This is a genomic window from Streptosporangium sp. NPDC050284, assembly GCF_044459525.1.
GTDB lineage: Bacteria > Actinomycetota > Actinomycetes > Streptosporangiales > Streptosporangiaceae > Streptosporangium.
In genome coordinates this window covers 170,130-196,544 of sequence record NZ_JBITIZ010000007.1, presented here as the reverse complement: position 1 = coordinate 196,544, position 26,415 = coordinate 170,130, and the positions used below count along the sequence as shown (strand labels likewise).

The following is a 26,415-nucleotide window of genomic DNA, read 5'->3' as shown; positions in this document are numbered from 1 at the left end:
GACTACCCGAGGATCACCGAGCGGGTCAGGTTGCGCGGGTTGTCCGGGTCGAGGCCGCGTGACCGGGCCAGCTCCACCGCGAGCCGCTGGGCCCGGATCAGGTCGGCCAGCGGGTCGAGGGTGGTGGCCGTGGTCAGGGCTCCGGTGCGGGCGACGTCGTCGAGCAGTTTCTCCTGACCGCCGAAGAACCACACCAGGCTGTTCTCGTCGGCGATGCTGATCGGCCCGTGCCGGTACTCCATCGCGGGGTAGGCCTCCGCCCAGGCGAGAGCGGCCTCCCTGAGCTTCAGCGCAGCCTCCTGGGCGAGGCCGTTGGTCCAGCCGCTGCCCAGGAAGGTGAACTGCCGCCGCGAGATCGCCCCCTCGGGGAGCGGTGTGGTGAGCGCGGTCTCGGCCTGGGCCGCGAGGTCGGCGGGGGCCTCCCCGACGTGCGCGCGGAGCAGAGCGAGAGCGCTGGTGGCGAACCTGGTCTGCACCACGGAACGCTCGTCGGCGAACTCCAGCGCGATCACCGTCTTGGCCAGGCCGGTCACCGGGGTCGCCGGGTCGGCGGTGATGGCGACCGTCGGGACGTCACCCGCCGCGTCGAGGGCGCGCAGCACCTCCGTCGTGGTCCCGGACCTGGTGATCGCGACCAGCCGGTCGTAGCGGCGCGCGGGCAGCTCGGAGGCGGGGAACGCGTCGGTCTCCCCCTGCCCGGAACGCTCGCGCAGCACCGCGTACGCCTGCGCCATGTACAGCGAGGTGCCGCAGCCGATCACGGCGACGCGCTCACCCGTCTCCGGCAGCCCCGCCGGACTCGCCGCGCCGAGATCCAGCGCCTGCCGCCAGCACGCGGGCTGGCCGGCGATCTCCTCCAGGACGTACGCCACGTGCGCCTCCTCATCGATGCCCGTTCACCCTCGTACCCCGCTCACGAGGGTCCAGCGCCTCACCGACGCCGGAATCGCACGGATGGACGGCGGCGGGTCACGGCCGGACGGCGAGCACCCGGAAGCTGACGCCGCGTGTCATCCGGGACACCGACTCGATCCGGAACCCCGCCTGCTCCAGGAACGGCCGGGGGTCGCGGGTGAGATAGTCGGCTTCGAACCGCACGAACAGCGGTTCCACCACCCGCATCCCGGCGCGGATGATCGGGTTGCTCGACGGCCCGTGCTCGGCCAGCACGAACCTGCCGCCCGGCTTGAGCACGCGGTATGCCTCGCGCGCCGCGGCCGCCGGGTCCGGGATGGTGCACATCGTGAACGTGGACAGCACGGTGTCCGCGTGGCCGTCGGGCAACTCCAGGCGCTGCACGTCACCCTGCCGCAACTCCACCCGTTCGCCGAGCCCTTCCCGCGCCACCCGCCGCCGCGCCAGTTCCAGCATCCGCTCGGACAGCTCGATCCCGACCACCGTGACATCGGCGTCGTACAGCGGCAGGTTGAGCCCGGTGCCGACCGCGATCTCCACCGTACGGCCGCGCGCCTGCCCGACGGCCCACTCCCTGCTCCCCGGAAACAGGCGCCGCTCCCAGACCCGCATCTGGTCGTCGTACCGATCCGCCATCCGGTCGAACACCCGCCGCACGTCGGCATCCGTGGTGGTACGACGCATCAAGACTCCTTCTGGAACGGGAACCCCGCGAGATCACTTCGTCGCCACAGGACGGCGAAGCACCGCCCTTGTCCGGGCGATGACCGTCATCCGGCCGAGACTCCGCCCGCCTGTCGTCGCACCCCGTCACCTCGGCCGGTCGCCTGGTTTCCCTGCCAACGAACCGGTCCCGGGTCCCGTTCCCGCGACATCCGCCGCGAACCTGGATCTTCGGTCCACGGCAATGCCCGAAATGCGCCCTACTGCACCCTGAACTTCTCCCAGGGGCCGATCTTCGAGCCGCGGGCGCGCAGCATCCCGTACTTGTCGCCCCTGTTGCCGAGTTCCGCCGACACGTAGTTCCGGGAGGGGACGGCGAGGTTCCTGATCGACACGCAGCCCGTCCCGCAGGAGGCGATGTGGAACCTTTCCCAGGTACCGGCCGAGGACGCGCGGGCGCGCAGCATCCCGCGGTCGCCTCCCGACCAGCCGAACTCCGCGGACACGTACCTGCCGTTCGCCAGGGACTTGATCGTGTAGTTGCGACCGTTGTAGCAGATCGAGAACCTCTCCCAGGGGCCGGCCTTCGTGGCGCGGGCGCGCAGCATCCCGTACTTGTCGCCCGGCCAGCCGAACTCCGCGGACACGTACCTGCCGTTCGCCAGCGACCTGATGCTGCGGGTCTGGCACTTCGCGACGGACGCCTCACCTCCCGTCGCCGTGACGAGCGACGACGCGGCCCCCGAGGCCGTCGACCGGGCCAGCACGGGCGCGGGCGCGGCCACCGTGCCGACACCGGCCAGGACGAGAGACGTGGCGACCATGAGCTTCTTCACAAAACCCCCTATTGATCGGCAAATGCCGTCGATCATTATGGGGCCCACCGGACCGGGACCGCCTCCAAGAGGTGAGCGCGGCCGAGGTGACGTCCACGGAAAGCCCTCACCCGGAACACGGTGAGGACCCCTTCCGTCACAGAGCGGAGGCACATTTCGGGCAGGTCTCCCACCCCTGCCGCGGAGAACGCCTGTGCTGCGGAGAACTCGCGTCGCCCTCGACCTCGCGACCCGATGTTCCGGGCTTCCCGCGCGCCACCGAGGCGTGCTCCAGGCCTGTTTTCAGGAGTGTCTGAATCACATTACTCATCAGGAATGCCCTCCTTGATCAGGAGTTACCCCGAAAAACGTACAATCCCTATCAATTCATAAAATTCACGCCAAAAGCACGATTTAGACGTCGTTGACACGATGTGCCCCCTCGGCGATGGTGGGGAATGCATAGAGCTTCACAGCAGTGCCTGGACGTCGACGGTCCCTTTCGCCTGCCGGGCGTTTTCGCCTGTCCGGAAGCGGAGTTCCGCCGTTCGCGCGTCGCCGTCTCGACTCGTTTTCCGAAGGCAGGAGGATGTCGCGGTCGTAGCCGCTGTGGTGCATCCAGAGCCAGATTCTGAGTCGGCCTGGTCGTCTTCTTTCGATGGATCGGAGATTTGATGCGCGTTGCCCTCCTCACCACGACTCAGCACGGTCACCTGAACCCGTACATTCCGGTGGTCAATGCGCTCCGAACCGCCGGCAGTGAGGTTGCGCTGCTGCTGTTGTCCGCGGACGGTGGCGCGATCGACGAGCAGCGTCGCCAGGCCTTGGGCGAGACGCGGGTCCACACGATCGGGAAGGTCGAGATGGCGCCGTGGAGCGGCGACCCGGCGAAGATCGGCCCCATGCTCCAGTCGTCGCCGGTGGCGGAGCAGACGGCCAAGGCGCTCCGTGAGACGGCACCGGACTTCGTGCTCGTCGATTCGCTGCCGGTCACGGCGTCGGCCATGGTCGGCGCGGAGGCGTCCGGCGTGCCGTACGGGATGATCTGGGCCAACCTGGGCGGAGTATGCCCGAGCGAGCATCGACGAGGTCGCTGGCCGTACGACGAGCAGGTCGGCGCCTATCTGACCGGGCACGGGGTGTTGTGGTCGGCCCGGACCCATTCGGCGCGTTCGCCGATTCTCAACCTGATGCCGACGATTCCCGCTCTCGTCGGGGACGACGCGGTCACCGACGACGGTGTGCAGCTGGTCGGATTGCCGGGTGCGGCGGGGACCCGCGGCGACGAGGTCGCCTTCTCGGGCCTGGATCGGATCGACCCCGACCGCCCGCTGGTGTACGTCTCCTTCGGCACGATCTTCTACCGGCGGCCGGACCTGCTGCGCACGGTGATCACCGGGGCGGCGGCGACCGGTGCACAGGTGATCGCCGCGGTGGGAGATCTCGCCGAGGAGCTCGCACTGCCCGACGAAGTGCTCACCGCTCCCTATCTGCCGCAACGTGAGGTGCTCGAACGCGCCGACGTGTTCATCACCCACGGCGGCTACAACTCCGTGGCGGAGTCGATCCGGGCCGCGACACCGATGCTGGTGGTCCCGCTGGCCGTGGACCAGCCCATCCAGGCGTACTTCGTGGACAACGCGGGCTTCGGGACGATGCTGGAGCCGACCGGCGTCACCGAGCAGGCGGTCGCCGACGCCGTCACCGATCTGCTCGATCCCGCCCGGGACTACCGGGCCCGGCTGCGCGCCGCGCAGCCGGAGTGCGGCGATTCCGCCGTGCGCACGGCCGAGCTGGTCATCGGCACGGTCGAGACGCTACAGCGAAAGAGGGAGCAGTGACGATCGAACCGCGGCGGCCGGTGGGCGACCCGATCGTGATCGATGATCTTGAGCGTCTCTCGTTCCGGGTGGATCGCCGCGCCTACACCGACGACGACCTGGCCGCACAGGAGATGGCCAGGATCTTCGATCGCTGCTGGTTGTACGTCGGGCACGAATCGGAGGTACCGGGGCCGGGCTCCTACGTGGCACGCGACGTCGGCGGGCGCCCGGTGGTCATGGCGCGCGGGTCCGACGGGGTGATCCGGGTGTTCGCGAACAGCTGCACCCACCGCGGTGCCCTGATCTGCTCGCAACCGGCCGGGCAGGCCAGATCGTTCCGGTGCCCGTATCACGACTGGACGTTCTCCAACCAGGGCGACCTGGTCGGGGTCCCGATCCCCGACGGGTACGGGCCGGGCTTTCGCAAGGCGGACTTCGGCCTGGCGCAGCACCGTAGTGACGGCTACCGAGGCTTCGTGTTCGTCACCTTCGATCCGGAGCAGCCGCGCACCTTGACCGAGTACCTGGCGGGTGCGACGGAGTACCTCGACCTGATCGACGACCAGTCGGAGGTCGGGATGGAGGTGATCCAGGGGGCGCAACTCCACGGGGCCCGGGCCAACTGGAAGCTCATGATGGAGAACAGCGTCGACATCTACCACTTCCGTGCCCTGCACAAGCGCTACGTCGGCTACATGGAGTCGCTGGGGTCGGTGCCACCACGACGACGAGGCGGCTTCGGCCGCGCCCTCGGACTGGGGCACGGAGCCAACGAGCTGCCACCGGCGGCGGCCCGTCCGCTCGCCTACTGGACGCCGATGTTCGGCACCGAGGTCCGGCCCCGGATCGAGGCGACGGCCGCGCGGTTCGTCGAACGGTTCGGCGCCGAACGCGCCGAACGGATCACCGGCACCAATCGCGCGGTGCTGATCTTCCCCAACCTGATGATCATCGACGCGATCGCGATCACGATCCGCAAGATCGACCCGGTCGGCGCAGGCCAGATGGCCATCACCTCGGTCGCCCTCGCCCCCAAGGACGAGGATCCGGACATCCGGGAACTCCGCAAGAGTCACTACCTGACGTTCCTCGGCCCCGCCGGCTTCGCCACCCCCGACGACGTCGAGATCGTCGAGTCGTGCCAGCGGGGTTATCTCAACCGCACGGTCCGCTACTCGGATCTGTCACGCGGCATGAACAAGGAGGTCCCGGAGACGACCGACGAGCTTCCCGCCCGCGAGTTCTGGCGGCAGTGGGACCGGTTGATGCACGGTGACGACGGTCACCTCGAAGTCGTTCACCGGGCCGAGATGCAAGGGGCGGAACCACGATGACCATCGAGCTGACGGTCGACGAAGCGGCCCAGGTGCGGTTGTGGCACCAGGTGAGCCGGTTCCTTTTCCGTGAGGCGCGACTGCTCGACGAGTGGCGCCTGCGCGAGTGGTACGACGAGATGCTGACCGGCGACATCCGCTACTCGGTGCCGGCCACCGACGTCCGCGGCGAGACGGCCGACGCGCTCGGGCTCATCGACGACGATGCCGCCCGGCTACGCCAGCGGATCGAACAGCTCCTCAACGGCGAGGTGTGGTGCGAGAACCCCCGGTCGCGGACAAATCGGATGATCAGCAACGTGGAGATCCTGACCGATCGGGGCACGCACCTCGACGTGGCGGCGAATGTCGTCGTGTACCGGTTCGGGCACGGACGCTCTGACACCTACGTCGGAAAATACCGGTTCGAGCTCGTCGTCGAGGGCGAGGCGTTCCGGATCAGGAGACGGGTCGTGGTGCTCGACCACGAGACGTTGTACGAGCACGGAAAGCTCAGCATCATCCTGTGATCGGACAGTGACGGCGGCCGGCCCCGGCAGCGTCCCACCCGTTGCCATCGCCCAGCCGAGTCTCCCCCGCGAGGTCTACGTCCTCAGTGTCGTCGGTGGCTGCGTCATGCTGGGCCTGGGACTGGTGCTCCCGTTGCTCCCGGTGTACGCGGCGACGTTCGGGGCCGGACCCACCCAGATCGGAGCGCTCGTCGCCCTGTTCGCGTTGACGCGGCTGGCCACCAGTCCGTTCTGCGGCCGGCTCGGAGTTCGTTTCGGGGAACGGCGGGTCCTCGTCGCCGGCCTGCTGCTGTGCGCGGTCTCCTCGGCCCTGACCGCGTTCGCCGGGTCCTACGGGCAACTGCTCGTGTTCCGCAGCCTCGGTGGCGTCGGCTCGGTGCTGTTCTCGGTGTCCGCACTGGCGACACTCCTGGCGATCGCGCCGACCGACCAGCGGGGCCGGGCCGGCGCCGTGTTCGAAGCGGGCTTCCTGCTCGGCGGGATCTGCGGACCGGCGCTGGGCGGGCTCCTCGCTCTCATCAGCCTGTCCGCGCCGTTCGTGGCGTACGCCATGCTGTTGCTCGCCGCCGCGATGCTGGCATCGGCGGTCCTCCACACCGGCCGAAGCGCCGGCGCGGAGCCCGGCCGTGACGTGGTCCGGCTACCGGTCCTGCTGCGGGACCGGCGCTACGTGGTGGCCTGCCTCGCGGCGTTGGCGCAGGGATGGGTCCTGTTCGGGCTGCGCGGCGCGCTGGTCCCCACGGTGGTCGTGGCGTGGCGACATGACGTGACGTGGGTCGGGTGGGCGTTCACGATATCCGCCGTCGTTCAGGCGCTGCTGATCATGCCGGCCGGCCGGGTCGTCGATCGGGCCGGCCGCCGGTCCGCCATGATCGCCGGCACCGGTGTGGCCGCGGCGGCGATCACGGCCCTGATGTTCGTGGACGGGTACGCCTGGCTCGTCGTCCTGCTCAGCGTGTACGCGGCGGGGTCGGCGCTGCTCAACGCCGCACCGGCCGCGCTGATCGGTGACGTCGTCGCCGGCCGGACCGGCAGTGGCGTCGCCGTCTTCTCGATGTGCACCGACGTCGGCGCCGTCGTCGGACCGGTCGTCGTCGGGCTCATCGCCGAGCGGGTGGGCGTTCCGGCCGCCTTCGGCAGCGGCGCCGCGCTGCTGGTCGTCGCCTTCGTGGCGTCGTGGACGTTGACAACTGTTCGACCGGTGTTCGACCAACACGAGGGAGTTGATCGATGAATCAGCCGTCTGCCCGGCACGAGCGGGGCGAGGCCATGTTCCAGCAGGTCTTCGGCCGCGAACCACGCCCGGGCTCCTACCCGGAGTTCCTGCGGATCACCGTCGACCACCTGTTCGGCGAGATCTGGACCCGCCCGCACCTGAGCGTCGAGGAGCGCGAACTGGTCGCGCTGACCGCGGTCGCGCTGGCGCGGACCGACTGGGAGTTGCGCGGCCACATCGGCGCCGCCCTGCACCTCGGGATGTCGCGGGAGAAGATCATCGAAGTCATCATCCAGCTCGCCTACTACGGTGGCTGGCCGGTCGCCAACAACGGGCTGCGCGTCGCCCAGGAGGTTTTCGCCGAACTGGACGACGCCACCGAGGACGCCGCCGGGAAGGACACGGACCATGACCGATGAACCGGCTCCTCTCGACCTGACTGAAATGTCTCCCCTCGACCCGGCCGAGAAGGTCGACCTGTGGCGCCAGCGGTTCTTCGAGGCCCAGGCGGCCGCGGAGGAGTTCATCCTGGGAGAGCACGGCGAAGAGGGGCTGACCGCGTGGATCCAGGCGAACTCCCGCATCACCGCTGAGCTACTGCGGGCGCAACGGCCCGCCGGAGTATCCGCCGCCGATCACTTCATGACCCGGCTGCGGCGTCAGCTGTTGCTGTACGACTCGGCGGTGACCAGTGAGCCCCAGCCCTCCGGAACCGTCCTGCGCAACGCCGACTGCGGCATCCTCCGGTACCGCAAACGGGCCGCCCGCGTCGGCGTCGTACTGACGTTCCCTTCACCGTGCCCGTACTGCCAGGAACTCAACACCGCCATCGCCGCCCGCTACGTGGAACCGGACGTCACGGTGTCGTGCGAACAGGTGGGCGACGGGTGCACCTGGCGTGCCGAATCCCCTCACTCTCCGGGAGAGGACGCGGTCGGGTCACCGCACCGCGGACGAGCCGGTGACTGAACCAACGGCAGTGCCGTGCGGTCGTCGGCCGGCGACCGGCCGGCGTCGAGCGTCATGCCGAGTTGCCGGCCCACGGCCACGCACAGGTCGGGCGCCGCGGTGCGGGTCAGGTCCTGGTGATCGTTCTGGGTGAAGCACGCCGACGCCACGTTCTTGTTCCGTAGGCGCAGATACCAGGGGAACAACGACCCCAGGGCAGGCTCGGTCAGCATCGTGCGCGAATGCACGATCGTCCCCACCAGCAGGTTGCCGAACGGGCGTTGCCCGGCGTTCATGAAGCTCTTCAGGCGTTCCTGGAAGATCTTCAGCACCGCGGGCACGTTCCCCGCGTACACCGGCATGGCGAGCAGCATCGCCTGCGCGCCCTCGGCCAGACCGACGACGTGCTCGAAGTCGTCGTCGAGCGTGCACCGGCCCACCTCGGGATCGAGGCAGGTGTCCTCGCCCTCGCACATCGCGATGCGATGGTCGATCAACCGAATCCGCTGGATCTCCGCGTCACCGACCTCCCGGACGACGCCGGTGATCGCCGCCTCCAGCAGCTCGTCGGTCAGCGACGGGAGACGCTTCTGCGTGCAGGACAACGCAATGACCTTCATCCGAAGGGCCTCCCCTGTCCGCTCAGCGTCATCCAGGACCGGCCACCTGACGAAGCACCCACGGCCGCACACTGAGGCAGCCCTCAAACTACCCACAATCGACCACCACCCAAACGGGTTGAGCGCCGCTGGGCGAGGGCGAGACGGACTCCGCTGGAAGGACTCCGGAAAACAAAAAACGACCCGCGTCTCCGCGGGTCGTCTCCGGGTTTCCCTCTGATGGATCGCTGGTGCCCCCTGCAAGATTCGAACTTGCGCTCCCGGCTCCGGAGGCCGGTGCTCTATCCCCTGAGCTAAGGGGGCCAACGCGTGATTACATTACCAGCATCCTGGGGGGAACCGACACTCGGTTGGGCAGGCGAGTGATCTCCGAGACGGAGGCGAATCGAGTGCGGCCTGGGCCGGACGGGGCGAGTCGGCGCGCAGTGGAGCGGACGAGGTGGGGCGGACGGGGCGAGTCAGCGCGAGATGGGACGGATGAGGCAGGCCGGACGGAGCAATTCGGCGCGAGATGGGACGGATGAGGTAGGCCGGACGAGGTGAGTCAGCGCGGAATAGGGCGGACTGCGCCTCGGTAGCGGGAGAGATAGTAGGGCGAGGCGGTGAAGTCGATCGTCCTGACGACGTCGCCGGTCTTGGGGGCGTGGACCATGACGCCGCCTTTGACGTAGACGCCCACGTGGGTGGGGTCTCCGCCACCTCCGCCGAAGAAGACCAGGTCTCCCGAGCGGAGCCGGGAGAAGGCCACTCGGCGGCCCTGTCTGAACTGGGTGCCGGTGTAGTGGGTGAGCCTGGCTCCCGCCCTGGCCCAGGCGTGCAGGGCGAGCCCGGAGCAGTCGAAGCCCCCGCCGGTCGGGCCCGCGCTCGAACCGCCGCCCCAGACGTACGGCCTGCCGACCTGGCGGAGCGCGGCGACGGCCGCGATGCGGCCCCGCAGGCCCTGGGCACCTTCGCGCGAGGACACCGCTCTCCCTCTCGAAGGTGCCCGCCCACCGGAGAGGGCCTTCCCCCGGGAGGACGCCACCCCACGCGGGGGCGCCGCCCCACGGGAAGACGCCGCTCCGCGTGGGGGCACCGCCCCATGTGAGGACACCACCCCGCGATCGGAGGGCGTTTTTCGTCCCTCGGAAAGGCGCTGCGGCCGTTTGGCTCGCGACCGGGAGGACTCCGACCGGGAGGACTCTGGTCGGGAGGAGGTCCGGGGATCTCTCAGTCCCACCCAAGATGCCGGATTCATCCAGGAGGTCGAGGCGTCTCCCCTGTCACTTGAGTCGGCCACCGGCTCCACTGCCCCTCCCGCCTCCGGACCGGAAGGGTCAGTGGAGCCGGCATCCGCTCCCGGGAACTCGGGCGGCCATTCGCCGACCACACCCAGCACCGAGGCCAGGCCCGGATTCGAAGCCGAGGCAGGGAAGGGACCCTGCGCGGATGTCGATCGGCCGCCACCCGCATCCGGTGAGAGCGAGGCCCAGGGCGCGCAGATGGCGGCGAGAGCGGTGCGAATCTTCTCCGGCAGGAAATCCTCCTCCGATAGCCGGTGGTGGGTGCCGTCCGGCGGGGCGACCGGAGGAAAGGAGAGGAGGTGGCCCCAGGTCTCGCAGGCTTCCGGGGAGAGGCGGGGCGCGGGAAAGGGGGAGTTTCCCGCGAGGGCCGCCGAGAGGATGGTGACGGTGACGAGTGCCGTGATCACGCACGCCCTCCTTGGGCTCGATGAAGGATCGAGGTCCCAGGATCAGCGGGATGAAGCGATCACCAATGAGCCGAACCCGATTCTGGGGATAACTCGTGAAGCACCACCTCTCCGAGCATGGTGAAACAGTCCGTCCGAGCGGCGACACAAGCCGAGGACCTGTGAGTACTTGCACTCACTGGGCACCTATTTCAAAGCGGCACAATTATCAATTATGTCCATTTTAGGAAATATCTTTACGGGATAGATGGATTGAAATTAACATGTCCGCTGGAGCTGTCACCTTCACGGACCAAGCCGGAGTCCAGCGCCCTCATGACCCATCCGTATCCCACGCCCTCACCCTCTCCCCAGCCCGCCCCTGACCTGCGGTCTCCCTCCCCACCGACCGGCACCGCCCAGCCGACCGGCACCGCTCAACCCGCTCCAGCCACCCCCTCCCCCGCACCGCACAGAGCCCCTGCGACTCCGACTCCGAGCGTGAACGGCGAGTACTCGGGGATCGACCCCGAGCGGATGAACGACTTCGAGCGAGGGCTCGGCCGGGCGCAGGACGCACTCGGACGCAACGAACCGCAGATCCGCCGCACCCTGCAACGGTTCGACCTGGACGCCTCGGGACTGGGCGCGCTGCGAGAGATGCAGAACTGGATCGAGACCAGCCGCCCCGACCTGCGACGTCGCAACGAGACGATCAGCACCAAGCTCACCGAGTGGGGTGCCGCTACCGAGACACCCAGCGGGCTTGCCGCCTTCGACGAGGCGCTGTACGGCAAGGCCGGTCACAACCCGGACATCTATGCCGCGACCCTCGGCCTCGGCAAGACCGTCAAAGACGGCGAAATAGACGAGAAACTCCTGAAAGGGCTGGAGAAGCGGACGGGGGACGCGACGTTCGCCGCCGCGCTGATGAACACGCTGGGCACGGTGAGATTCCGCCAGTTGATGGTCGAGACCGCGAAGCGCAAGGACGACAAGAAAGCGAAGCGCCTGCAAGCCGCCCTCGGAAAAACCCTCGGCACAGCGACTCCCCGGCTGGGCGAGTCCTGGCACAAGGAACTCCTGTCCGACCTCGAAGTCGGCCGGACGACCGGCTACATCGGCTGGGAGAAGGGCTACGCCATGGCGGCGGCCCTCAAGCACGGCACCTTCAGCACCGCCTTCCTCCTCGCCACCGCCAAAAAGATCGAAGCCGCCGATCGCGGAAGGGTGATGTTGGATCCGCGTGTCATGGTGGCCCTATTGGAAGGGCTCAGCCGTGATCCGGTGGCGGCCCAGGACTTCTTCGCGGGCGACCCGACCATGCTGAAACGCTTCCTGACCGAACGGCGCCTGGGCGACGACGGCGTGGCCCTGGGCAAGGCGCTGGAAGCCGCGACACTCACCTTCCGCGACCACGACGGCTCACCGCAGAACCCGTCACGCGGCTTCCTGTCAGCCAAGCTCGCCTCGGAGACCGTCCACCTGGAAGCCGTACGGATCAAGGAAGGCAAACTCTCTGAATCCTCCGTGAGCCCTGCATCGATGGGGCACATCCTGGCTGGTTACATCAGCGACATCAACCGCACCGCCCAAAAGGGGGACAACAGCATTACCGCCGGGCCCGGAGTACGGGGGGCTGATAATCCCTTCACTGCTGGACTGGATCCTTGGGGAGCCGAGTTCGATAAAGGGGCGCTCCGCCAAGTGATGAAGGAGGCGTTCGCAGACCCGAAGGCATTTGCCCCTGTTCTGGCTGCTCAGACGGCATTCACGGGCTTGTTTCTTGATTACGGTGCTGCTGAGATGGCCGCCGGGCGGGGCAACGAGAAGTTTATGACCGGCGCCAAACGGGCCGGATCAGGATTCGGAATGATCACTGATGCGGCGGGCCTAGCGAAGATCGAGGAAGGCAAGGATCTGGACGAGGCACAGCAGCGCAACATGAAGATGCTCCTGGCTGCGGTCAATACCGGTCTCGCCATCCCTCAACGGGGAGCCTGGCCAATCGCCGCCGGTGTCATCGGAGCCTGGAGCGGGGTAGCGGAAGAAATAGCCAAGGGCAAGGCGGAGGACAACGCCCGCGTTGACGCCAACGCCGTCGTTGACAAGACCCGAGGGCTTGTGCATGATCTCGCAGCTCAGGCCATGCTCAGAAATGGCCTCTTCGGCTCCGCCGAACCCGCCGATCGAAGCCATCCCTGGGCCACCCTTGAGGGTCTGGAGAAGGGGGACGACCCCCGCGACAACCCCAACAACTTCCTCAAGGACGACGGTCGGACCCTCATGACCAAGGACGAGATGATCGACAAAACAGCTGCCAATAGCACCGACAAGTATCGGCGGGTCGAGGCTTATGACCGCTGGCTCTATGAAGGGCTATCAGGAAAACCGTGGCTGGAGACTGAGAACCGCCTAGATCAGGGCTTTTCCATCGGCTTCGCCCAGTACGGCTCGTGATGCGAAAAGCATTCGCTGTAACCAGCGCGCTTGCCTGCGTCCTGGCTATGTTGACGGCCTGCCTGGGAGAGGAAGTGGCGGTTGACCGTACTCCGCTACCGACCGTTGCCACCCCCCCGTACCTCTGTGAGCACATCCCGTTGAGGGCAGTGGAGCTGATGACCGGGGTACGCAACCCCCTGGTTCGCGGCTCATTCGACTTCACGCTTTCCGGAGGCCTCGGTATTGGAGGTTGTGCAATTTACCAACGTGAGGGTGATCGACTGAAAGTGCTGCAGGTTGATCTCACTCCGGCAAGTGACCCGGAAGACGTCAAGGAGGCACTCGGAGATGGGGCCACACCGCTTCCGGAGATCCTCCCCGGGGTCACCGGCTACTACTTCAAGCGGGCCAGCGGCGAAGACAACGCCGCGTTCTCCACACTGGTACGGGGCAAGGCGGAGATCAACATTCAGTTGGAGATCGGCGCCGAGGGGCGGGACAACGCCGCCGATGTGCTTGCGCTCATGAAGCTGATCGCCCCCAAGCTGCTCACCGACGCCAGCGCGCCGTCCCCGACACCGAAGTCCCCCACTCCGAAGAAGGACTGATCTGATGGCCAAGCTGGTGCCCAATCCGCTCCACGCGGCGTTGGGGGAGGCCCTCCGAACGGTCGAGCCGCTGGTCCAGGAGATCGAGAGCGGTATCGAGCCCCCGTACCGGGACTTCCACGAAGGCAGGGTGTGGACAGGACCGGCCGCCAAGAAGTTCGACGCCCAGCTCGTTCAGCACCGCACTCGGGTCCGGGGCGCGGGCGAGAAGATCATCTCCGACCTGCGAAGGACCTTGGCCGTCACCCCCCTCCAGGTGAGCGAGGAGGAGGCCAAAATGATCAAGCAGCGGTACGGCCTCCCCTGACGAGACCCGGAGAGCTCCGGGACCGGCCCCGCGACCCGTTGACTCGCCACCACCGAACCAGACCGGGCGTGCGAGCTCGACATGGACCCTGACAGCGCCTGGTAAGAGGCCGGGTTCCGAGTGATGCCACCAGGGACAACGTGTAACGGGCGCCGCGGGCTACGTCTCAGACCGGCGTCGGCGTCGCGGCCAGGTTCTGCTTGACCTGCCGGGTGATCTCGTCGGCGAGGATTTCGGGAAGGCCCTTCTCGATGGCATCCAGGGCCTGGGCCGCGACCTCGGCCGGGTCGGTTTTCCGCTCGGCAGGAACGTCGGCGGCCATGTCGGTGTCCATGTACCCGACGTGCAGCGCCGAGACGGAGATGCCCCGGGGAGCCAGTTCCTCGCGGACCGCGTTGCTCTGTGCCCACGCGGCGGCCTTGGCCGCCGAATAGGCCCCGGAACCGGCCGGGTGCAGCCAGGACAGCACGGACAGGACGTTGAGCACGGCGCCGCCGCCATTGCTCTCGATGACCGGGGCGAAGGCCCGCGTCACGGCGAGCGGCCCGAAGAAGTTCGTCTCCATCTCCGACCGCACCGAGTCCAGGTCACCGGCGACCAGGGGGGTGCCGGTGAAGATCCCGGCATTGTTCACCAGCAGCGTCGCGTCGGAGGCGACGCGGGCCGAGGTTCGGATCGACTCCTCGTCGGTCACGTCCAGGCGGAGCGGGATAGCACCGGCTATGTCCACGCTCTCAGGGCGGCGGGCCGCCGCGTAGACCTTCGCTCCACGCTCCAGGAGCTGGATGACCAGCTGGCGACCCAACCCCCGGTTGGCGCCGGTGACCACTGCTACCGCGTCCTTCAGTTCCATGCTTGCTCCCAGCGTCGTGGACGGTTCCGATGACCGAGTCCTGAAATTAGATTACACCTATAATCTAAACCAAAGGGTAAGATAGATGTCAACCAACATCCAACTTGAGAGGTGGCCGATGGGCCGCGTGTCGCAGGCGCAAGCACAGGAGAACCGCAAGCGGGTCGTGGAAGCCGCCTCCCGGCTGTTCCGCGAACGGGGCACGCAGGTCAGCGTCGCCGACCTCATGAAGGAGTGCGGTCTGACCCACGGCGGCTTCTACAAGCAGTTCGCCTCCAAGGAGGCGCTCGTCGACGAGGCCACCGCCCACGCCTTCGACGAGTTCGGCCGGCGCCGCACGACAGGACCGGAGTCGCACGCCGCCCAGCAGGCGTTGATCGACACCTATCTCTCCATCGAGCACCGCGACAACCCCGCGGACGGTTGCCCCGTCGCCGGGCTCGCCACCGACATGGCACGGGAGCTCGGTGATCGCGAGGCCCACCGCGTCTACGCCGAGGGCGTGAGCGACTTCGCCGAGCGGCTCGCCACCGAAGACCAGGACGGCCTCGCCCGGCTGTCAACGATGCTCGGCGCACTCGTCCTAGCCCGGGCCACCAAGGGCTCCCCTCTCTCCGAGGAGATCCTCACCGCCGCACGCGGGGCCTTGACGGCGAACAGCTGATCCCGGACACAGGGCCGGTCGGTACGCCGTGGCCATACGACCGGTTACCGACTCACGTCCAGGTCAGGCCGTATATGTCTACCCCTTGAAGGTCTTTGGCGGGGTGGCCACGAACGTTCACCGGGTAGCACTCCCGTCGCATTTTCATATGCGCACGTCGACTCCCAGGGTGGCCCTGGATAACGACAGGGCCGAGCCCGTGCTCGGTCGGCAAAGCCATTGGCAGCGACAACAACTCGATATCGGCAAGAGCGGCTGAAGCACTCGGCATGGATATACTCACACCGGCCTTCGAGCATCAGCTCTGAACGGATCTCCAGGACTCCACCGTCGCTTCGGCGATGGCTTTGATGTGATCCCCGTACGCCAGATGTCCGTCAAACACAAAACTGCCGTCCCTGAACGGCAACCCGCTGAACGAGGCGCGAAAGCCGGAAGGTTCATCCTTCGGGAGCGGCGCGTATGCCGCCAACAGTGTCATGTCGTAGCCCAGCCGTACCCGGTGGTTGTTTCGTGCCACCTGATGAGCCGACAGGCGGAGCAGCGCGTCAAGGCCATGCTCCACGTAGAGCTGCAACTGGCGAAACTGACCGTCGAGGTATTTCTCATGAGCTCTGGAAGGATGCTGCAGAAGGTACGTCATGACCACAGGCTCGTGCCACTTGTACATCTGCGGATCCGACTGCTCCTCGGCCAGGATCCCGTGGTAATAGTCCATGCACATGCCCAGTGGGCCGGCCGTCGCACCGCAGTCGCACCGATCCGTCATGGAGATATTCGCCATGGGCTGCAACATAGATGGCCGACCCCGACCTCGGCGACATGTTATCGGCGTCGGCTCGTGCTCTACCTACTGCCATGCGGAAATTCCCCATGAACGTGAACATCGATTTCAGACGGCAGGCTTCGGGCTACCTGACCGAACAGAAGATCCGCTGCGGCGCCCATAAGAGCGTCCGGGCTCTGGAGAAGAACATCCGCGCCCGGATCACCGACTGGAACGCCGACCCCTGGAGGGCGCAGGCGGGCCGGGCGGGCGACCCGCGTGACGCACCGCGGTTTCGTCCTCGCGCGGTAGGTCGTGGACGGCACGGCGGCCCCGGGACCGGGGAAGGGATGGGGCCGCCGTGCCCGTTCGTCAGAAGTGGCCGATGCTGACCGAGCTGGAGGTGAGCGCCCAGCGGTGGAGGACGGCCGTTTCGGCCTCGTACATCTGGGTCTTCAACCCCTCGAGGGTCCGGTCGCAGATGATGAGGGGTTCGGGGGTGGGCCAGGTGGCGATGGCGTGGAACAGGCGGCTTCCGGTGCCGTAGAGCACCGACCAGCCCGGTCTGGTGGCCTGCAGCATCGCGGCCTGGGCGCGGGCCTCGTGGTCCCAGGTGTAGCACGGGACCGCGATGACGGCCTGGCCGTCGCGGTGACGCCCCCGGGCGGCGGACAGACAGCGGCGGATCATGAGATCACCTGCCCGGCCTGCTCCCGCTCCGACGCCTGTCGCTCTCGCATCTGCGGTTCCCTCTCGTCCGGGGCAGGAGCCTGCCGCGTCCGCTGTTCGCGTGCCGCCTGCTCCTCCTCCGCTGCCTGCTCGTCCGCCTCCCGGGCGAAGGTCTCCTGGCGGTCGGTCTCGGCCCGCAACGTCTCCAGGTCGTCGGCGTCTACGGTCCGCTCGGCCCCGGCGTGGGTGGCCGCCAGGGAGAAGGGCCGCTCGCGGCTGGCCCACAGCCGTCCGGCGTCGCTGAGGATCAGCCGCCAGCCGGGAATCGTCGCCGTGGAACCACTGGTGGGCTCTGGGTGGGTGGAACTACCATCTGTCGCTGATTGGACCTCGATCCGATCAAGGGCCCGCCCGGTCGTTGGTAGCGTGGGGCGGGCCTGCCTCATGAAATGGAGGGGTTCGCCGTACCGGCCAGGTGACCGGCACGAAGACGGAGTGACCGCTGAGCGGTTCAGTGCGCAGGTGGTTCTTCGCCCGAAGCGAGACACCAGGTGGCGTCCACCCCCGAGCCGGGGCGGCCCGGTGAGAGCGGTCCCTGACGGCGACGCCGGGCGCGGGCGACAGGACCTCCGCCGAGGCGACGACACCGGTACGAGCCGTTCGGCGGCCGGGCTCCGCTCGGGACGACACCGCTCGGTTGTCGCCGCACCCCCCTCAACCGGGTCCGACCCGGCACACCGCCGAACGGATACCGACGCGACCACCTCGGCGGACCGCTGAACGGGGATCACGGCAGCCGAGGCCGCGGGGACCGGCTCGAAGCACGGCAGGGAGCGGTCTCCGGTACGACGGACCCGCAGCCGGACCTCCAGCAGGTCACCGGAGGGCTGGACGTACTCGTGATCGGCGGGCCGATCAGGGCAGCCGTGCGCGTAGGGGGCATGCCCGCAGGTCGCACACCCCATCGGCAGCGGCGGCGCCTCGGCGAAACAGCCGCAGCCGCTCTTCTCCAGCCGGTTGAGCACCGGAACGCCAGGATTGGTCACGGGCCGGAGAGCCTTTCTGATCAACGGCCTGTCCGGTGTGTTCCAGTGTCGGCCAGGCCTGCCGCAGAGTGTCGTACGACACTTGACGCCAGGGGATGCCAAGGTCAGCCGTTAAGAAAATGGCCTACGACACTTTGGGTATGGTGATGTACGTGCACATGGATTCGGATTCGCCCGCACGGCGTATAGCGACCGATCTGCGGGCTGATATCGCGGCAGGACGCCTGCTACCAGGTGAAAAACTGCCTTCTGTCCGAGATCTCGCCGAGCGCTACGAGGTATCCCGCACCACTGCGGGCAAGGTGTTGATCCTGCTCAAGACGGAAGGGCTGGTGACCACCCGACACGGCTCCGGCGCCTACGTACGTGAGTCGCACCCGATCCGGCGACTTGGTCCGGAGCGGTACGCGCGTCATCGCTGGGAACAGACCACTGTCCAGGCATTCGCCACCGAGGTCCCGGAGAGCGACACCACTCAGCAACAAGGGCACCAGACACAGGAAGTGTCCATAGTCGCCGCTGACGAATCTGTCGCTGCCGCGCTCGGCGTCGAGGTCGGGGCACCGGTGTACGAGCGGGCTCGCGTCGTGACCCGAGAGGGCAACCCCACCCACACGATGACCTCGTACTATCGCCCGGCCGATGTCGAGGGAACGCCCCTGGTCGACCCCTCACCGGGAATTGCCGGACAGGGCGGCGGATTTCGGGTGTTGGCCGATAAAGGGCTCTCCCCGCACGAGATCACCGAAGATCTCCGCGCTCGGATGCCGACCGCTGACGAGGCCCTGCTCCTCGACCTTCCACCTGGCGAACCCGTCGTCGAACTGTGTCGCATCACCCGTACGGCCGACGGCCACGTGGTCGAATACGCCCGAGGTGTACACGCGGCGAGCCGCTTCGTCTGGTCCTACACCTTCGCCATCCCCAGCTGAGGTGGAACGGCTTCAACTAGATTTTTCACCGAAACAATCGGAGCCGTCCTTCGAGGAATCCGCGGCCTTCCTCGTCGCAGTGAGGAGCGAACATGATCTCCCCTGACCTGTTCGGTGCCGAGTTCCGCAAGAGCAGCTACTCGGGCACTGGCAACGACTGCGTCGAGGTGGCCACCAACCTGCCCGGCCTCGTCGCCGTCCGCGACAGCAAGGACCCGTCCGGCCCCGCGCCGACCTTCTCCCCGACCGCCTGGAAAAACTTCCTGACAGGCATCCGCAGCGGAGAAATCTAACTGAACAGTCGACTGCTCGTCACCGACACCCAATTCCCTCCTCCAAGCACCCAGCCCTTCGCCGAGAAAGGAAACTTCGCAGCCTACGAAGCTTGACCGTTCATTAAGAGAATACTCTCTCCCTTAATATTCGAATGGATAGCGCGAAGGTTAACCCAGGCAACCGGTGCGCATTCTGTAGCCGCAAGTTCGTATATCTATTGCCGCCAGGATGTGCGTCAATTATGGTTGACGAATGGACGACAGGCGATCAACGACCTCGTACGGTGACGAAACTCTCGCGGCGCGGCTCCGTGATCTCGTGGGTGACCGGCACCCCGTGATCGCGGTCGCGACGGTGTCCCCCAGGGGAGTGACGGTGGCGAGCCTGGACGCGTCCCTCAATGCGGATTTCGAGATCGGCTCGATCTCGAAGGGGGTCACAGGCCTGCTCTACGCCGACGCGCTCGCGCGCGGAGAGATCGGCCCGGCGTCGACCCTCGGCGAGTTCCTGCCGCTCGACGGGACGCAGGTGGCGGGGGTGACGCTGGCATCGGTCAGCACGCACCGTTCCGGCCTGCCGAGGCTGCCCAGGACGGCGGCGCCGTGGCGGCGAACCTTCGCGCTGTGGCGGTACGGGACGAATCCCTACGGTGAGAACCTTGAGCAGCTCCTCACCCAGGCTCAGGGGGTGAGAGTCGGCAAACCGAGGCCCCGATACTCCAACTTCGGCTACGAGCTACTCGGCCACGCGATCGCACGCGCGGCCGGGACGAGTTACCGCGATCTCGTTCACAAGCGGGTCGCCGAGCCCTTGGGGCTCAACGTGTTCTACGTCCCCGCGACCCCGGACGAACTGCTTCCCGGCGCAGTCATCGGCAGGAACAGGTCGGGACGGACGCAGCAGCCGTGGACGGGCGAGGCGATCGGACCGGCCGGTGGCATCCGGGCGTCGATCGAGGACATGGCGCGGCTGACGTCCGCGCTGCTCGACGGCACGGCCCCCGGCATCGCGGCCCTCGACCCCGTGGCGGATTTCTCCGGCTCGGCGGTACGCATCGGCGCCGCGTGGATCACTCTCGAAGTGGACAAACGCCATGTCACCTGGCACAACGGCGGCACCGGCGGGTTCCGTACGTGGACCGGAGTCGACCGTGCGGCGGGGACCGGCGTGGTCGTCATGTCCGCGACCTCGGTCTCGGTGGACCGGCACGGGTTCGCCCTGCTGGCATGGCTCACCGGAGAAGAAGGCCGGTAGGCGCCGCAGCACCCTGGCTCACCGGAGAAGAAGGCCGGTAAGCGCCGCACCCCGGCTCTCGCAGCCGATACCCGAGGCTTCGCCCCGCTCTCCCGGTCTCCGCGATGTGTCCACAGAGAGCAGACCGTCGTTCCTCGCGCAGGAGAGGAAAACCCGTCACACGGCGACAGCTACGCGCACACATCTTCGGAAAGCCGCGCGTGGACGGGAGAGAGGAGTTAGCCTCACGCCGTGGGAGAGGTTCTGGGCAAGGTCTTGGTAGTGGACGATGACGACGTCATCCGGCAGCTCATCGCGGTCAACCTGACCCTGGAGGGGTTCCAGGTGGATACGGCCTCCGACGGGCAGGACTGCCTGGATCGGGTGCTGGACGTGATGCCCGACGTCATCACTCTGGACGTCATGATGCCCAGGCTGGACGGCTGGATGACGGCCACCAGGCTGCGGGGCGACGAGGGGACCAGCCATATCAAGGTGGTCCTGATCACCGCGCGGGCACAGGAGGACGACAAGCGGCGGGGCCTCGGAATCGGGGTCGACGCCTACCTCACGAAACCCTTCGACCCGGCCGAGCTGATCCAGGTCGTACGGGACCTCGCCCTGACCGCGCGCAGCGGCCAAGGCAGAACCTGACCTCACGGGACGGCGACGTCGCGGACCACGCCGGCCGTAGGTCACAGCAGCGCGAGTCACGACATCGGCCGGCCCTGCCGAGGCCACCTGAGCCATGCGGCCCACGCGGATCCACCCGGGTCAGACGAGACCGTCCCGGTGGGCCACGGCGGCGGCCTGGGTGCGGGAGGAGACGCCCAGCTTGCCCAGGATGTTGGAGACGTGCACGCTCACCGTCTTCTGCGCGATGAACAGTCTCTCGCCGATCTCACGGTTGGGCAGGCCCTCGGCCACCAGGGCGAGCACCTCCTGCTCGCGGGCGGTGAGCAGGGTCGACGGCGTGGAGGTGAAGCGCGCCCTGCGTCCCAGCTCCGCCAGGGCCGCGCCGAGCGGCCGGGCGCCCAGTGACTCGGCGGCCTCGACGGCGAGCTTCCATTCTTTCAACGCGGCGGCGCGGTCGCCCTCGACGAGCAGCGCCTCGGCCAGCCGCCACCGCGAGCGCGCGACCTCGTAGACGAATCCGAAGTCGAAGGCCTCGACCACCGCTCGCCACGCCGCGACGTCGAAGCGGCCGTGCGCGCGGTGCCACTCGGCCTCGGCTTTGGCGAGCCAGGCCAGCCCCTCCGGACCGAGCGGGCCCCGCCGGACGGAGCCGGGGCCGACGGCGGCGGGCACCCTGGCCCGCTCCAGGAAGTCGTCGGCCTCCTCCGCGCGTCCCAGCTCCGTCAGCGCCCACAGGGCGGTGCCGCTGAGCCGGATCACGGCGGGGTCGTTGGGGAGGATGACGTCGAGTCCCACACGGGCGTGTTCGAGCGCCGACTCCGGGTCTCCGCGCCACAGGGCGTGCTCGGCGGCCAGGCCGCGGCTCATGGCGGCGATCGTCACGTCGTCCGGCCAGAAGGGCTCCAGCCACGACAGGCGGTCCTCGACGACGGGCAGGCCCCTGGCCACCTCGACGAAGAGCGCGAAGGACGACAGGAGTGCCTCCGAGGGGGTGCCGACGCGGACGGCGAACCCGGAGGCGACCTTCTCCGCCAGGTCCCACTCCCCCGCGACGTAGTGGATGAGGAGGCGCAGGAAGCGCAGGTCGGTGCCGTAGGTGCTCCAGTTGAGGCCGCTCTCACGTGCCAGCCGCAGCCCCCGGTCGGTGGTGGTCGCCGCCTCGGCGAGGTCACCGTTCTCGTACTGGACCCGGGCGTAGGTGAACATGGCCCGCAGGTCGATGGCGAGGTTGCCCGAGCTCTCCGCGGTCGCGCAGGCGAGCAGGTCCTTGGCGTGGGAGATGTCGTCGGCGAGCGCGGCGAGGGCGGCGAGGGTGATCAGCGCGCTGGTCTCGGCGTCGGCGGCGCCGCTCGCGCGGGCCGTCTCCAGGGCGCGCCTGGCCAGGGCCTCGACCTCGCCGTGCCGTTCGGTCCAGTAGAGCGAGCGGGCGTAGGTGGCGAGGGCGCGGGCGAGCACCGGGCCCTCCGGCGCCGCCTCGACGGCCGCGTACGCGGCGGCGATCGAACCCTCGACGTCCTCGGCGTCGATGAGGTAGTACGAGAGCCGCTCGTTGATCTCGGCGGAGGGCGGGAGACTCCGGAGCTGGGAGATCGCCCGGTGGTTGTCGCCGCTGTCGGCCGCCGCGGCGGCGCTGCGCGCCGCGAGGGCGATGTGGTCGATCCCGGCCAGCCGCTCGGCGTCGGGAACGCGGTCCCAGAGCCCAAGTGCCTGGCCGAAGTGGCGGTGTGCCTCGGCGGGTGCCCCCAGCCGCTCGGCCCTGCGCCCCGCCTCCACGGACGCGGCGAGCGCGCCCGGCAGGTCGTGGCCCGCCAGGTAGTGGTGGGCGAGTTCGGCCGCCGAACCTCCTCGGCCGGTCAGCAGGCGGGCGAACTCGGCGTGCATCCTGGTCCGTTCGCCGGGCAGCAGGTCGTTGTAGACGACCTCCTGGAGAAGCGCGTGCCGGAAGGCGTAGCCGTACTCCCCGTCGGGGCGGAGCAGGCCGCGCGAGACGATCTCCCGCATGCTCTCCTCGAAGGCGAGGTCGGCGAGGCCCGAGGCCTGCTGGAGCAGGTCGTGGTCGGCCCGGCGGCCCGCGACGGCCGCGCCGCCGAGCACCCGCTGCGCGGGGTCGGAGAGCAGCTCCGTGCGGGAGAGCAGCAGGCCGGCCAGGCCGTCGGGGATCGAGGAGCCCTCGGAGGCGGCGTCCAGCAGTTCCTGGGCGTAGAACGGGTTGCCCTCGGCCCGGTCGACGACCTTCCTCATCACGCCGGCGTCGGTGCCGCCGAGCGCGGCGAGGTAGTCGGTCATCTCGTGGCGGTCGAGAGGCTCCAGCTCCACCGGCGTCACCGAGGGGAGGCGCTTGAGCTCCGCGAGGACCCGGCGCAGCGGGTGGCGGCGGTGGAGGTCGTCGGTGCGGTAGGTGCCGACGAGGCAGACGCGCTCGGTCTGCAGCATCCGGCTGAGGAAGACCAGCAGGTCGCGGGTGGACTGGTCGGCCCAGTGCAGGTCCTCCAGGACGAGCAGCACGGGCCGCGTGGACAGGAAGCCGAGCATCGAACCGAAGAGCTGCTGCTGCGTCAGGCCCGACGTGCTCTCCCTGCCCTGGTCGGTGCCGCCGGGCAGCAGCCTGCCGAGTACGGGTCGCTCGTCGAGCGCCGCGCGCAGCTCACCTCGTGCCGAACGCAGGGCGTCGGCGAGCGGAAGGTAGGGCAGGGCGTCGCCGAGTTCGGCGCACTGGCCGACGAGCACGGCGAACCCCGCCGCCTCGGCCCGCCCGGCCAGCTCGGTGATCAGGCGGGTCTTGCCGATGCCCGCGTCGCCTCCCACGAGGGCGACCCCGGCCTGCCCCGCGGCCGCGGTGTCGAGCACCGCGGTCAGGCGATCGAGCTCCGCCGATCGCCCGATCAGAACACTCCGCGTGCTGTTCCACCCCACGTCGGCGAGTATCGCACGGGGTACCGACCGAATCGACATTCCACCCGAAGGGGACGAACAAGGAACGATTGGTACATCAACCGAGGGCGAACCTGGACCGATTGGTACACCAAAGGCTCCGCGCATTGGCCCTGACGGCGAGGGCCGGGACACCCCTATCGTCGGGGCATGGTCTCCCCGTCCACATTGCTGATCTTCTCGGTCGCGTCGCTGGCACTGGTCCTGGTGCCCGGCCCGAACCACATCTACATCATCGCCCGCGCCGTCTCCCAGGGCCGCGCCGCCGGGGTGGCGAGCGCGCTCGGTGTCGAGGTGGGCACGCTGGTGCACATCGCCGCCGCGGCGGCCGGTCTCTCGTACGTGATCGCACGGTCGGCGACCCTGTTCAACGTGATCAAGTGGGCCGGGGTGGCCTACCTGGTCTACCTGGGCATCCGGGCGTTGACGAGCAGGCAGGAGTTCGCGAGCCGGGAGACCCCGCCGCAGCCGCTTCGGGCGATCTTCCTGGAGGGCGTGGTCGTCAACGTGCTCAATCCCAAGGTGATCCTTTTCTTTCTCGCGTTCCTGCCCCAGTTCGTGGAGCCGGAGGCGGGTGCGGTGCCGCTGCAGATCGCCGTCCTGGGTGGAACCCTGCTCTTCCTGGGCCTGCTCTCCGACCTGATCTACGCGGTGGCGGCGGGCGCCGTGGGCGGGCGGCTGAGGAGCAGGGCACCTCTGATCGGCCACTTCAGCGGGATCGTCTACCTGGGCCTCGGCGTCGCGACCGCGCTCTCCGGCCGCTCCGTCTGAACGCGCGAACCACCCGAACACACAAGACCATCCGGACACACGGGACCGCCGCGACGTGACAGGACGGAGGTCGGCCCCGTCGCGGCGGCTCGGATCAGGCGGGATCCGCCGCGCAGGCCAGGTCGCGCACCGGGCGCTTCCCGGTGGTCAGGAACGTCGTCACCGCGGTGTCCGCGCACGCGTTCCCGCCGAGCAGGTAGACACCGTGGCCGCCCTCGTCGACCGTCACCATCCGGGCCCGGTCACCGAGCGCCCGCCGCATCTTCCTGGCGTCGGCCAGAGGTGTTCCCACGTCGCGGGTGAACTGCATCATGAGGATGTTCGACGGACCTCGGTCGTTGACGCGCACCGGCGGCTCGACGGGGCCGGACGGCCAGAACGCGCAGGGCCGGATGTTGGCCGCCGCCGCACCGAACATCGGGTACCGCTTCCGGTCGGCTTCGACGTCACGCTGGTAGGCACGAACAGACCTGGGCCAGCGCGAGTCACCGCAGACCACGTACTGATGGCTGGACAACGAGTTGTCCACGTCCGGCACGGGATCCTGCGCCGGCGGCGGCGACGGCGCCTGGCCGGTGTCGGCCATCTTCCAGAGATCGACCAGCGCGGGGAAGGTCGTGTCGCGAAAGAGCATGCCGAACGTGGTCATCCGGAACATCGGGCCGTCGAATCCGTGCACCGGTGTCCTGTCCAGCCGTTCGGCGAGTTCGAAGTACTTCTCGGTCACCTGCTCCGGTGTGTCGCCCAGCCCATGCTCGGGGTGGGCGGCGGCGTACTCGGCGAAGTCGGGGAGCCGGTCCTCGAAGCCCCGGGCGAACAGGCTCCTGTCCTCGTAGGTGATGCCACCGGGGGGCGTGTTGCTGTCGATCACGATCCGGTTGCCGCGCCGCGGGAACAGCGTGGCGTACACCGCACCGAGGTGGGTGCCGTAGGAGTAGCCGAGGTAGGAGAGTTTCGGCTCGCCCAGCGCCTCGCGGATGCGGTCCATGTCGCGGGCGGTGTTGGCGGTGGTGACGTACGGCAGCATCCAGGCTGTTTTCGAGGTGGCACACTGCCTGGCGACGGCCTTGACCTCCTTCGCCCGCTTCGCCACGTCGGCCGTGGTGACCGCGTACGGCGGGACGTTGCCCCGAAACTGCTGCTCCGGCGTCAGAGCGCAGGTCACCGGTGTGCTGCGGCCCACGCCGCGCGGGTCGAACCCGATCACGTCATAGGTGTCCAGCACGCTCCGGGGCAGGCCGGCGGTCACGAGATCGGCCGGGAACCGCAGGCCCGCCGCCCCCGGGCCGCCCGGGTTGAGCAGCAGCACACCACGCCGCCGCGCCTGGTCCTTGCTCGCCAGGCGGGATATCGCGACCTCGATTTTCCGCCCGTCCGGCTTGCGGTAGTCCAGCGGGACCTTGATCGTCGAGCACTCCAGGCCGGGCGCGGCGACGTCCTTGGGGCACGCCCCCCACCGCACCGCACTCGGTGCGGTCGCCGCCGTGGCCGGAACTCCCTGTAGGAGGATCGTCGCCACGGCGGCGACGGTCAGGGCTTTCAGGGCTGTTCGCATCTGATTCCTTTTGTGAACTATCGCTTGGTCGGGAGACGGGCGCGGGTGTGGACCGCCGTCGGAAGACGTGATCGGCGCGCGTCCGGGCTGGTCACCCGCCCCGGTGGCCGAGACGGCGGCCGGGGGGTGAGTGCTTCACACCGTCGATTACAGTCGTCGCGGCGCCTGTCCGGCAGTGCGGCCACGTCACGTCCTCGCCATGACATTTCCGCGG

26 protein-coding genes and 1 tRNA gene are annotated in these 26,415 nt (G+C 68.4%); 15 read left to right on the top strand and 12 right to left on the bottom strand.

Features of this window, described 5'->3' with window-relative positions:
• Window positions 1–2 precede the first annotated feature (2 nt).
• The 3 genes from ACIBH4_RS18415 to ACIBH4_RS18405 form a co-directional block, all read right to left on the bottom strand.
• Window positions 3–872 carry a sugar isomerase gene (locus ACIBH4_RS18415; RefSeq protein ID WP_362504441.1) on the bottom strand — a complete coding sequence of 290 codons (870 nt, stop codon included), beginning with the start codon at window positions 870–872 and terminating at the stop codon, window positions 3–5.
• A 97-nt stretch (window positions 873–969) separates the two neighbouring features.
• On the bottom strand, window positions 970–1,599 hold the full coding sequence (locus ACIBH4_RS18410) for a methyltransferase domain-containing protein (protein WP_362504438.1): 630 nt from the start codon (window positions 1,597–1,599) through the stop codon (window positions 970–972).
• A 239-nt stretch (window positions 1,600–1,838) separates the two neighbouring features.
• Window positions 1,839–2,414, bottom strand: coding sequence for a hypothetical protein (locus ACIBH4_RS18405; RefSeq protein WP_362504435.1), 576 nt, complete (start codon window positions 2,412–2,414; stop codon window positions 1,839–1,841).
• Between the two features lie 653 nt (window positions 2,415–3,067).
• Here ACIBH4_RS18405 and ACIBH4_RS18400 point away from each other — a divergent pair.
• The 6 genes from ACIBH4_RS18400 to ACIBH4_RS18375 are packed head-to-tail and all read left to right on the top strand — an operon-like array spanning window position 3,068 to window position 8,244.
• Complete coding sequence (locus tag ACIBH4_RS18400) at window positions 3,068–4,234, top strand: glycosyltransferase (RefSeq protein ID WP_362769072.1); 1,167 nt, start codon at window positions 3,068–3,070, stop codon at window positions 4,232–4,234.
• Window positions 4,231–5,550 (top strand): aromatic ring-hydroxylating dioxygenase subunit alpha, encoded by a 1,320-nt coding sequence (locus tag ACIBH4_RS18395; protein ID WP_362504429.1) that lies wholly within the window; start codon window positions 4,231–4,233, stop codon window positions 5,548–5,550. The genes ACIBH4_RS18400 and ACIBH4_RS18395 overlap by 4 nt, the downstream gene beginning before the upstream one ends.
• Window positions 5,547–6,059, top strand: coding sequence for an aromatic-ring-hydroxylating dioxygenase subunit beta (locus ACIBH4_RS18390; protein WP_362504426.1), 513 nt, complete (start codon window positions 5,547–5,549; stop codon window positions 6,057–6,059). The genes ACIBH4_RS18395 and ACIBH4_RS18390 overlap by 4 nt, the downstream gene beginning before the upstream one ends.
• 7 nt (window positions 6,060–6,066) lie before the next feature.
• A complete protein-coding gene (locus tag ACIBH4_RS18385) occupies window positions 6,067–7,293 on the top strand; it encodes an MFS transporter (protein ID WP_362504423.1) in 1,227 nt (408 codons plus the stop codon).
• On the top strand, window positions 7,290–7,694 hold the full coding sequence (locus ACIBH4_RS18380; RefSeq protein ID WP_362504420.1) for a carboxymuconolactone decarboxylase family protein: 405 nt from the start codon (window positions 7,290–7,292) through the stop codon (window positions 7,692–7,694). Before ACIBH4_RS18385 ends, ACIBH4_RS18380 begins: the two co-directional genes overlap by 4 nt.
• A complete protein-coding gene (locus ACIBH4_RS18375) occupies window positions 7,684–8,244 on the top strand; it encodes a hypothetical protein (RefSeq protein ID WP_362769070.1) in 561 nt (186 codons plus the stop codon). The genes ACIBH4_RS18380 and ACIBH4_RS18375 overlap by 11 nt, the downstream gene beginning before the upstream one ends.
• Here ACIBH4_RS18375 and ACIBH4_RS18370 read toward each other — a convergent pair.
• From ACIBH4_RS18370 to ACIBH4_RS18360, 3 genes are all read right to left on the bottom strand, one after another.
• Complete coding sequence (locus ACIBH4_RS18370; RefSeq protein WP_362504414.1) at window positions 8,187–8,843, bottom strand: NAD(P)H-dependent oxidoreductase; 657 nt, start codon at window positions 8,841–8,843, stop codon at window positions 8,187–8,189. The genes ACIBH4_RS18375 and ACIBH4_RS18370 overlap by 58 nt on opposite strands.
• A 228-nt stretch (window positions 8,844–9,071) precedes the next feature.
• A tRNA-Arg gene (locus ACIBH4_RS18365) sits at window positions 9,072–9,146 on the bottom strand.
• A gap of 241 nt (window positions 9,147–9,387) precedes the next feature.
• Window positions 9,388–9,807, bottom strand: a complete 420-nt coding sequence (locus tag ACIBH4_RS18360; RefSeq protein WP_362504411.1) for a C40 family peptidase — start codon at window positions 9,805–9,807, stop codon at window positions 9,388–9,390.
• Window positions 9,808–11,013: 1,206 nt separating this feature from the next.
• Here ACIBH4_RS18360 and ACIBH4_RS18355 point away from each other — a divergent pair.
• The 3 genes from ACIBH4_RS18355 (at window position 11,014) to ACIBH4_RS18345 (ending at window position 13,869) form a co-directional block, all read left to right on the top strand.
• Window positions 11,014–12,972 (top strand): hypothetical protein, encoded by a 1,959-nt coding sequence (locus ACIBH4_RS18355; RefSeq protein ID WP_362769067.1) that lies wholly within the window; start codon window positions 11,014–11,016, stop codon window positions 12,970–12,972.
• Between the two features lie 269 nt (window positions 12,973–13,241).
• On the top strand, window positions 13,242–13,562 hold the full coding sequence (locus ACIBH4_RS18350; RefSeq protein WP_362769064.1) for a hypothetical protein: 321 nt from the start codon (window positions 13,242–13,244) through the stop codon (window positions 13,560–13,562).
• A gap of 4 nt (window positions 13,563–13,566) precedes the next feature.
• The gene (locus tag ACIBH4_RS18345; RefSeq protein ID WP_350948481.1) at window positions 13,567–13,869 is read left to right on the top strand and encodes a hypothetical protein; all 303 of its coding nucleotides are present in this window, start codon (window positions 13,567–13,569) and stop codon (window positions 13,867–13,869) included.
• A 166-nt stretch (window positions 13,870–14,035) separates the two neighbouring features.
• Here ACIBH4_RS18345 and ACIBH4_RS18340 read toward each other — a convergent pair whose 3' ends face one another.
• Window positions 14,036–14,722: an SDR family oxidoreductase gene (locus ACIBH4_RS18340; protein ID WP_362504402.1), complete on the bottom strand. Its 687-nt coding sequence runs from the start codon at window positions 14,720–14,722 to the stop codon at window positions 14,036–14,038.
• A gap of 85 nt (window positions 14,723–14,807) precedes the next feature.
• Here ACIBH4_RS18340 and ACIBH4_RS18335 point away from each other — a divergent pair, with 85 nt between their 5' ends.
• The gene (locus ACIBH4_RS18335) at window positions 14,808–15,386 is read left to right on the top strand and encodes a TetR/AcrR family transcriptional regulator (RefSeq protein ID WP_362504398.1); all 579 of its coding nucleotides are present in this window, start codon (window positions 14,808–14,810) and stop codon (window positions 15,384–15,386) included.
• Between the two features lie 298 nt (window positions 15,387–15,684).
• On the opposite strand, the gene ACIBH4_RS18330 is transcribed toward ACIBH4_RS18335, so the two are convergent.
• The 3 genes from ACIBH4_RS18330 to ACIBH4_RS18320 form a co-directional block, all read right to left on the bottom strand.
• Window positions 15,685–16,170 (bottom strand): DUF5946 family protein, encoded by a 486-nt coding sequence (locus ACIBH4_RS18330; protein ID WP_362504395.1) that lies wholly within the window; start codon window positions 16,168–16,170, stop codon window positions 15,685–15,687.
• A 354-nt stretch (window positions 16,171–16,524) separates the two neighbouring features.
• Window positions 16,525–16,842 carry a hypothetical protein gene (locus ACIBH4_RS18325; protein WP_362769061.1) on the bottom strand — a complete coding sequence of 106 codons (318 nt, stop codon included), beginning with the start codon at window positions 16,840–16,842 and terminating at the stop codon, window positions 16,525–16,527.
• Window positions 16,839–17,267 (bottom strand): hypothetical protein, encoded by a 429-nt coding sequence (locus tag ACIBH4_RS18320; RefSeq protein ID WP_362769058.1) that lies wholly within the window; start codon window positions 17,265–17,267, stop codon window positions 16,839–16,841. Before ACIBH4_RS18320 ends, ACIBH4_RS18325 begins: the two co-directional genes overlap by 4 nt.
• 740 nt (window positions 17,268–18,007) lie before the next feature.
• Between ACIBH4_RS18320 and ACIBH4_RS18315 the strand changes: the two genes are divergently transcribed.
• From ACIBH4_RS18315 to ACIBH4_RS18300, 4 genes are all read left to right on the top strand, one after another.
• Window positions 18,008–18,799: a GntR family transcriptional regulator gene (locus ACIBH4_RS18315; protein WP_399172436.1), complete on the top strand. Its 792-nt coding sequence runs from the start codon at window positions 18,008–18,010 to the stop codon at window positions 18,797–18,799.
• A 92-nt stretch (window positions 18,800–18,891) separates the two neighbouring features.
• On the top strand, window positions 18,892–19,092 hold the full coding sequence (locus ACIBH4_RS18310; RefSeq protein ID WP_362504383.1) for a DUF397 domain-containing protein: 201 nt from the start codon (window positions 18,892–18,894) through the stop codon (window positions 19,090–19,092).
• A 235-nt stretch (window positions 19,093–19,327) separates the two neighbouring features.
• Window positions 19,328–20,329 carry a serine hydrolase domain-containing protein gene (locus tag ACIBH4_RS18305; RefSeq protein WP_362504380.1) on the top strand — a complete coding sequence of 334 codons (1,002 nt, stop codon included), beginning with the start codon at window positions 19,328–19,330 and terminating at the stop codon, window positions 20,327–20,329.
• A gap of 231 nt (window positions 20,330–20,560) precedes the next feature.
• The gene (locus tag ACIBH4_RS18300; RefSeq protein ID WP_362504377.1) at window positions 20,561–20,962 is read left to right on the top strand and encodes a response regulator; all 402 of its coding nucleotides are present in this window, start codon (window positions 20,561–20,563) and stop codon (window positions 20,960–20,962) included.
• Between the two features lie 120 nt (window positions 20,963–21,082).
• On the opposite strand, the gene ACIBH4_RS18295 is transcribed toward ACIBH4_RS18300, so the two are convergent.
• A complete protein-coding gene (locus ACIBH4_RS18295; RefSeq protein WP_362765897.1) occupies window positions 21,083–23,857 on the bottom strand; it encodes an AAA family ATPase in 2,775 nt (924 codons plus the stop codon).
• Between the two features lie 168 nt (window positions 23,858–24,025).
• Between ACIBH4_RS18295 and ACIBH4_RS18290 the strand changes: the two genes are divergently transcribed.
• A complete protein-coding gene (locus tag ACIBH4_RS18290) occupies window positions 24,026–24,646 on the top strand; it encodes a LysE family translocator (RefSeq protein ID WP_362504371.1) in 621 nt (206 codons plus the stop codon).
• Between the two features lie 94 nt (window positions 24,647–24,740).
• On the opposite strand, the gene ACIBH4_RS18285 is transcribed toward ACIBH4_RS18290, so the two are convergent.
• Window positions 24,741–26,201 (bottom strand): alpha/beta hydrolase, encoded by a 1,461-nt coding sequence (locus tag ACIBH4_RS18285; protein WP_362504368.1) that lies wholly within the window; start codon window positions 26,199–26,201, stop codon window positions 24,741–24,743.
• Between the last annotated feature and the right edge of the window lie 214 nt (window positions 26,202–26,415).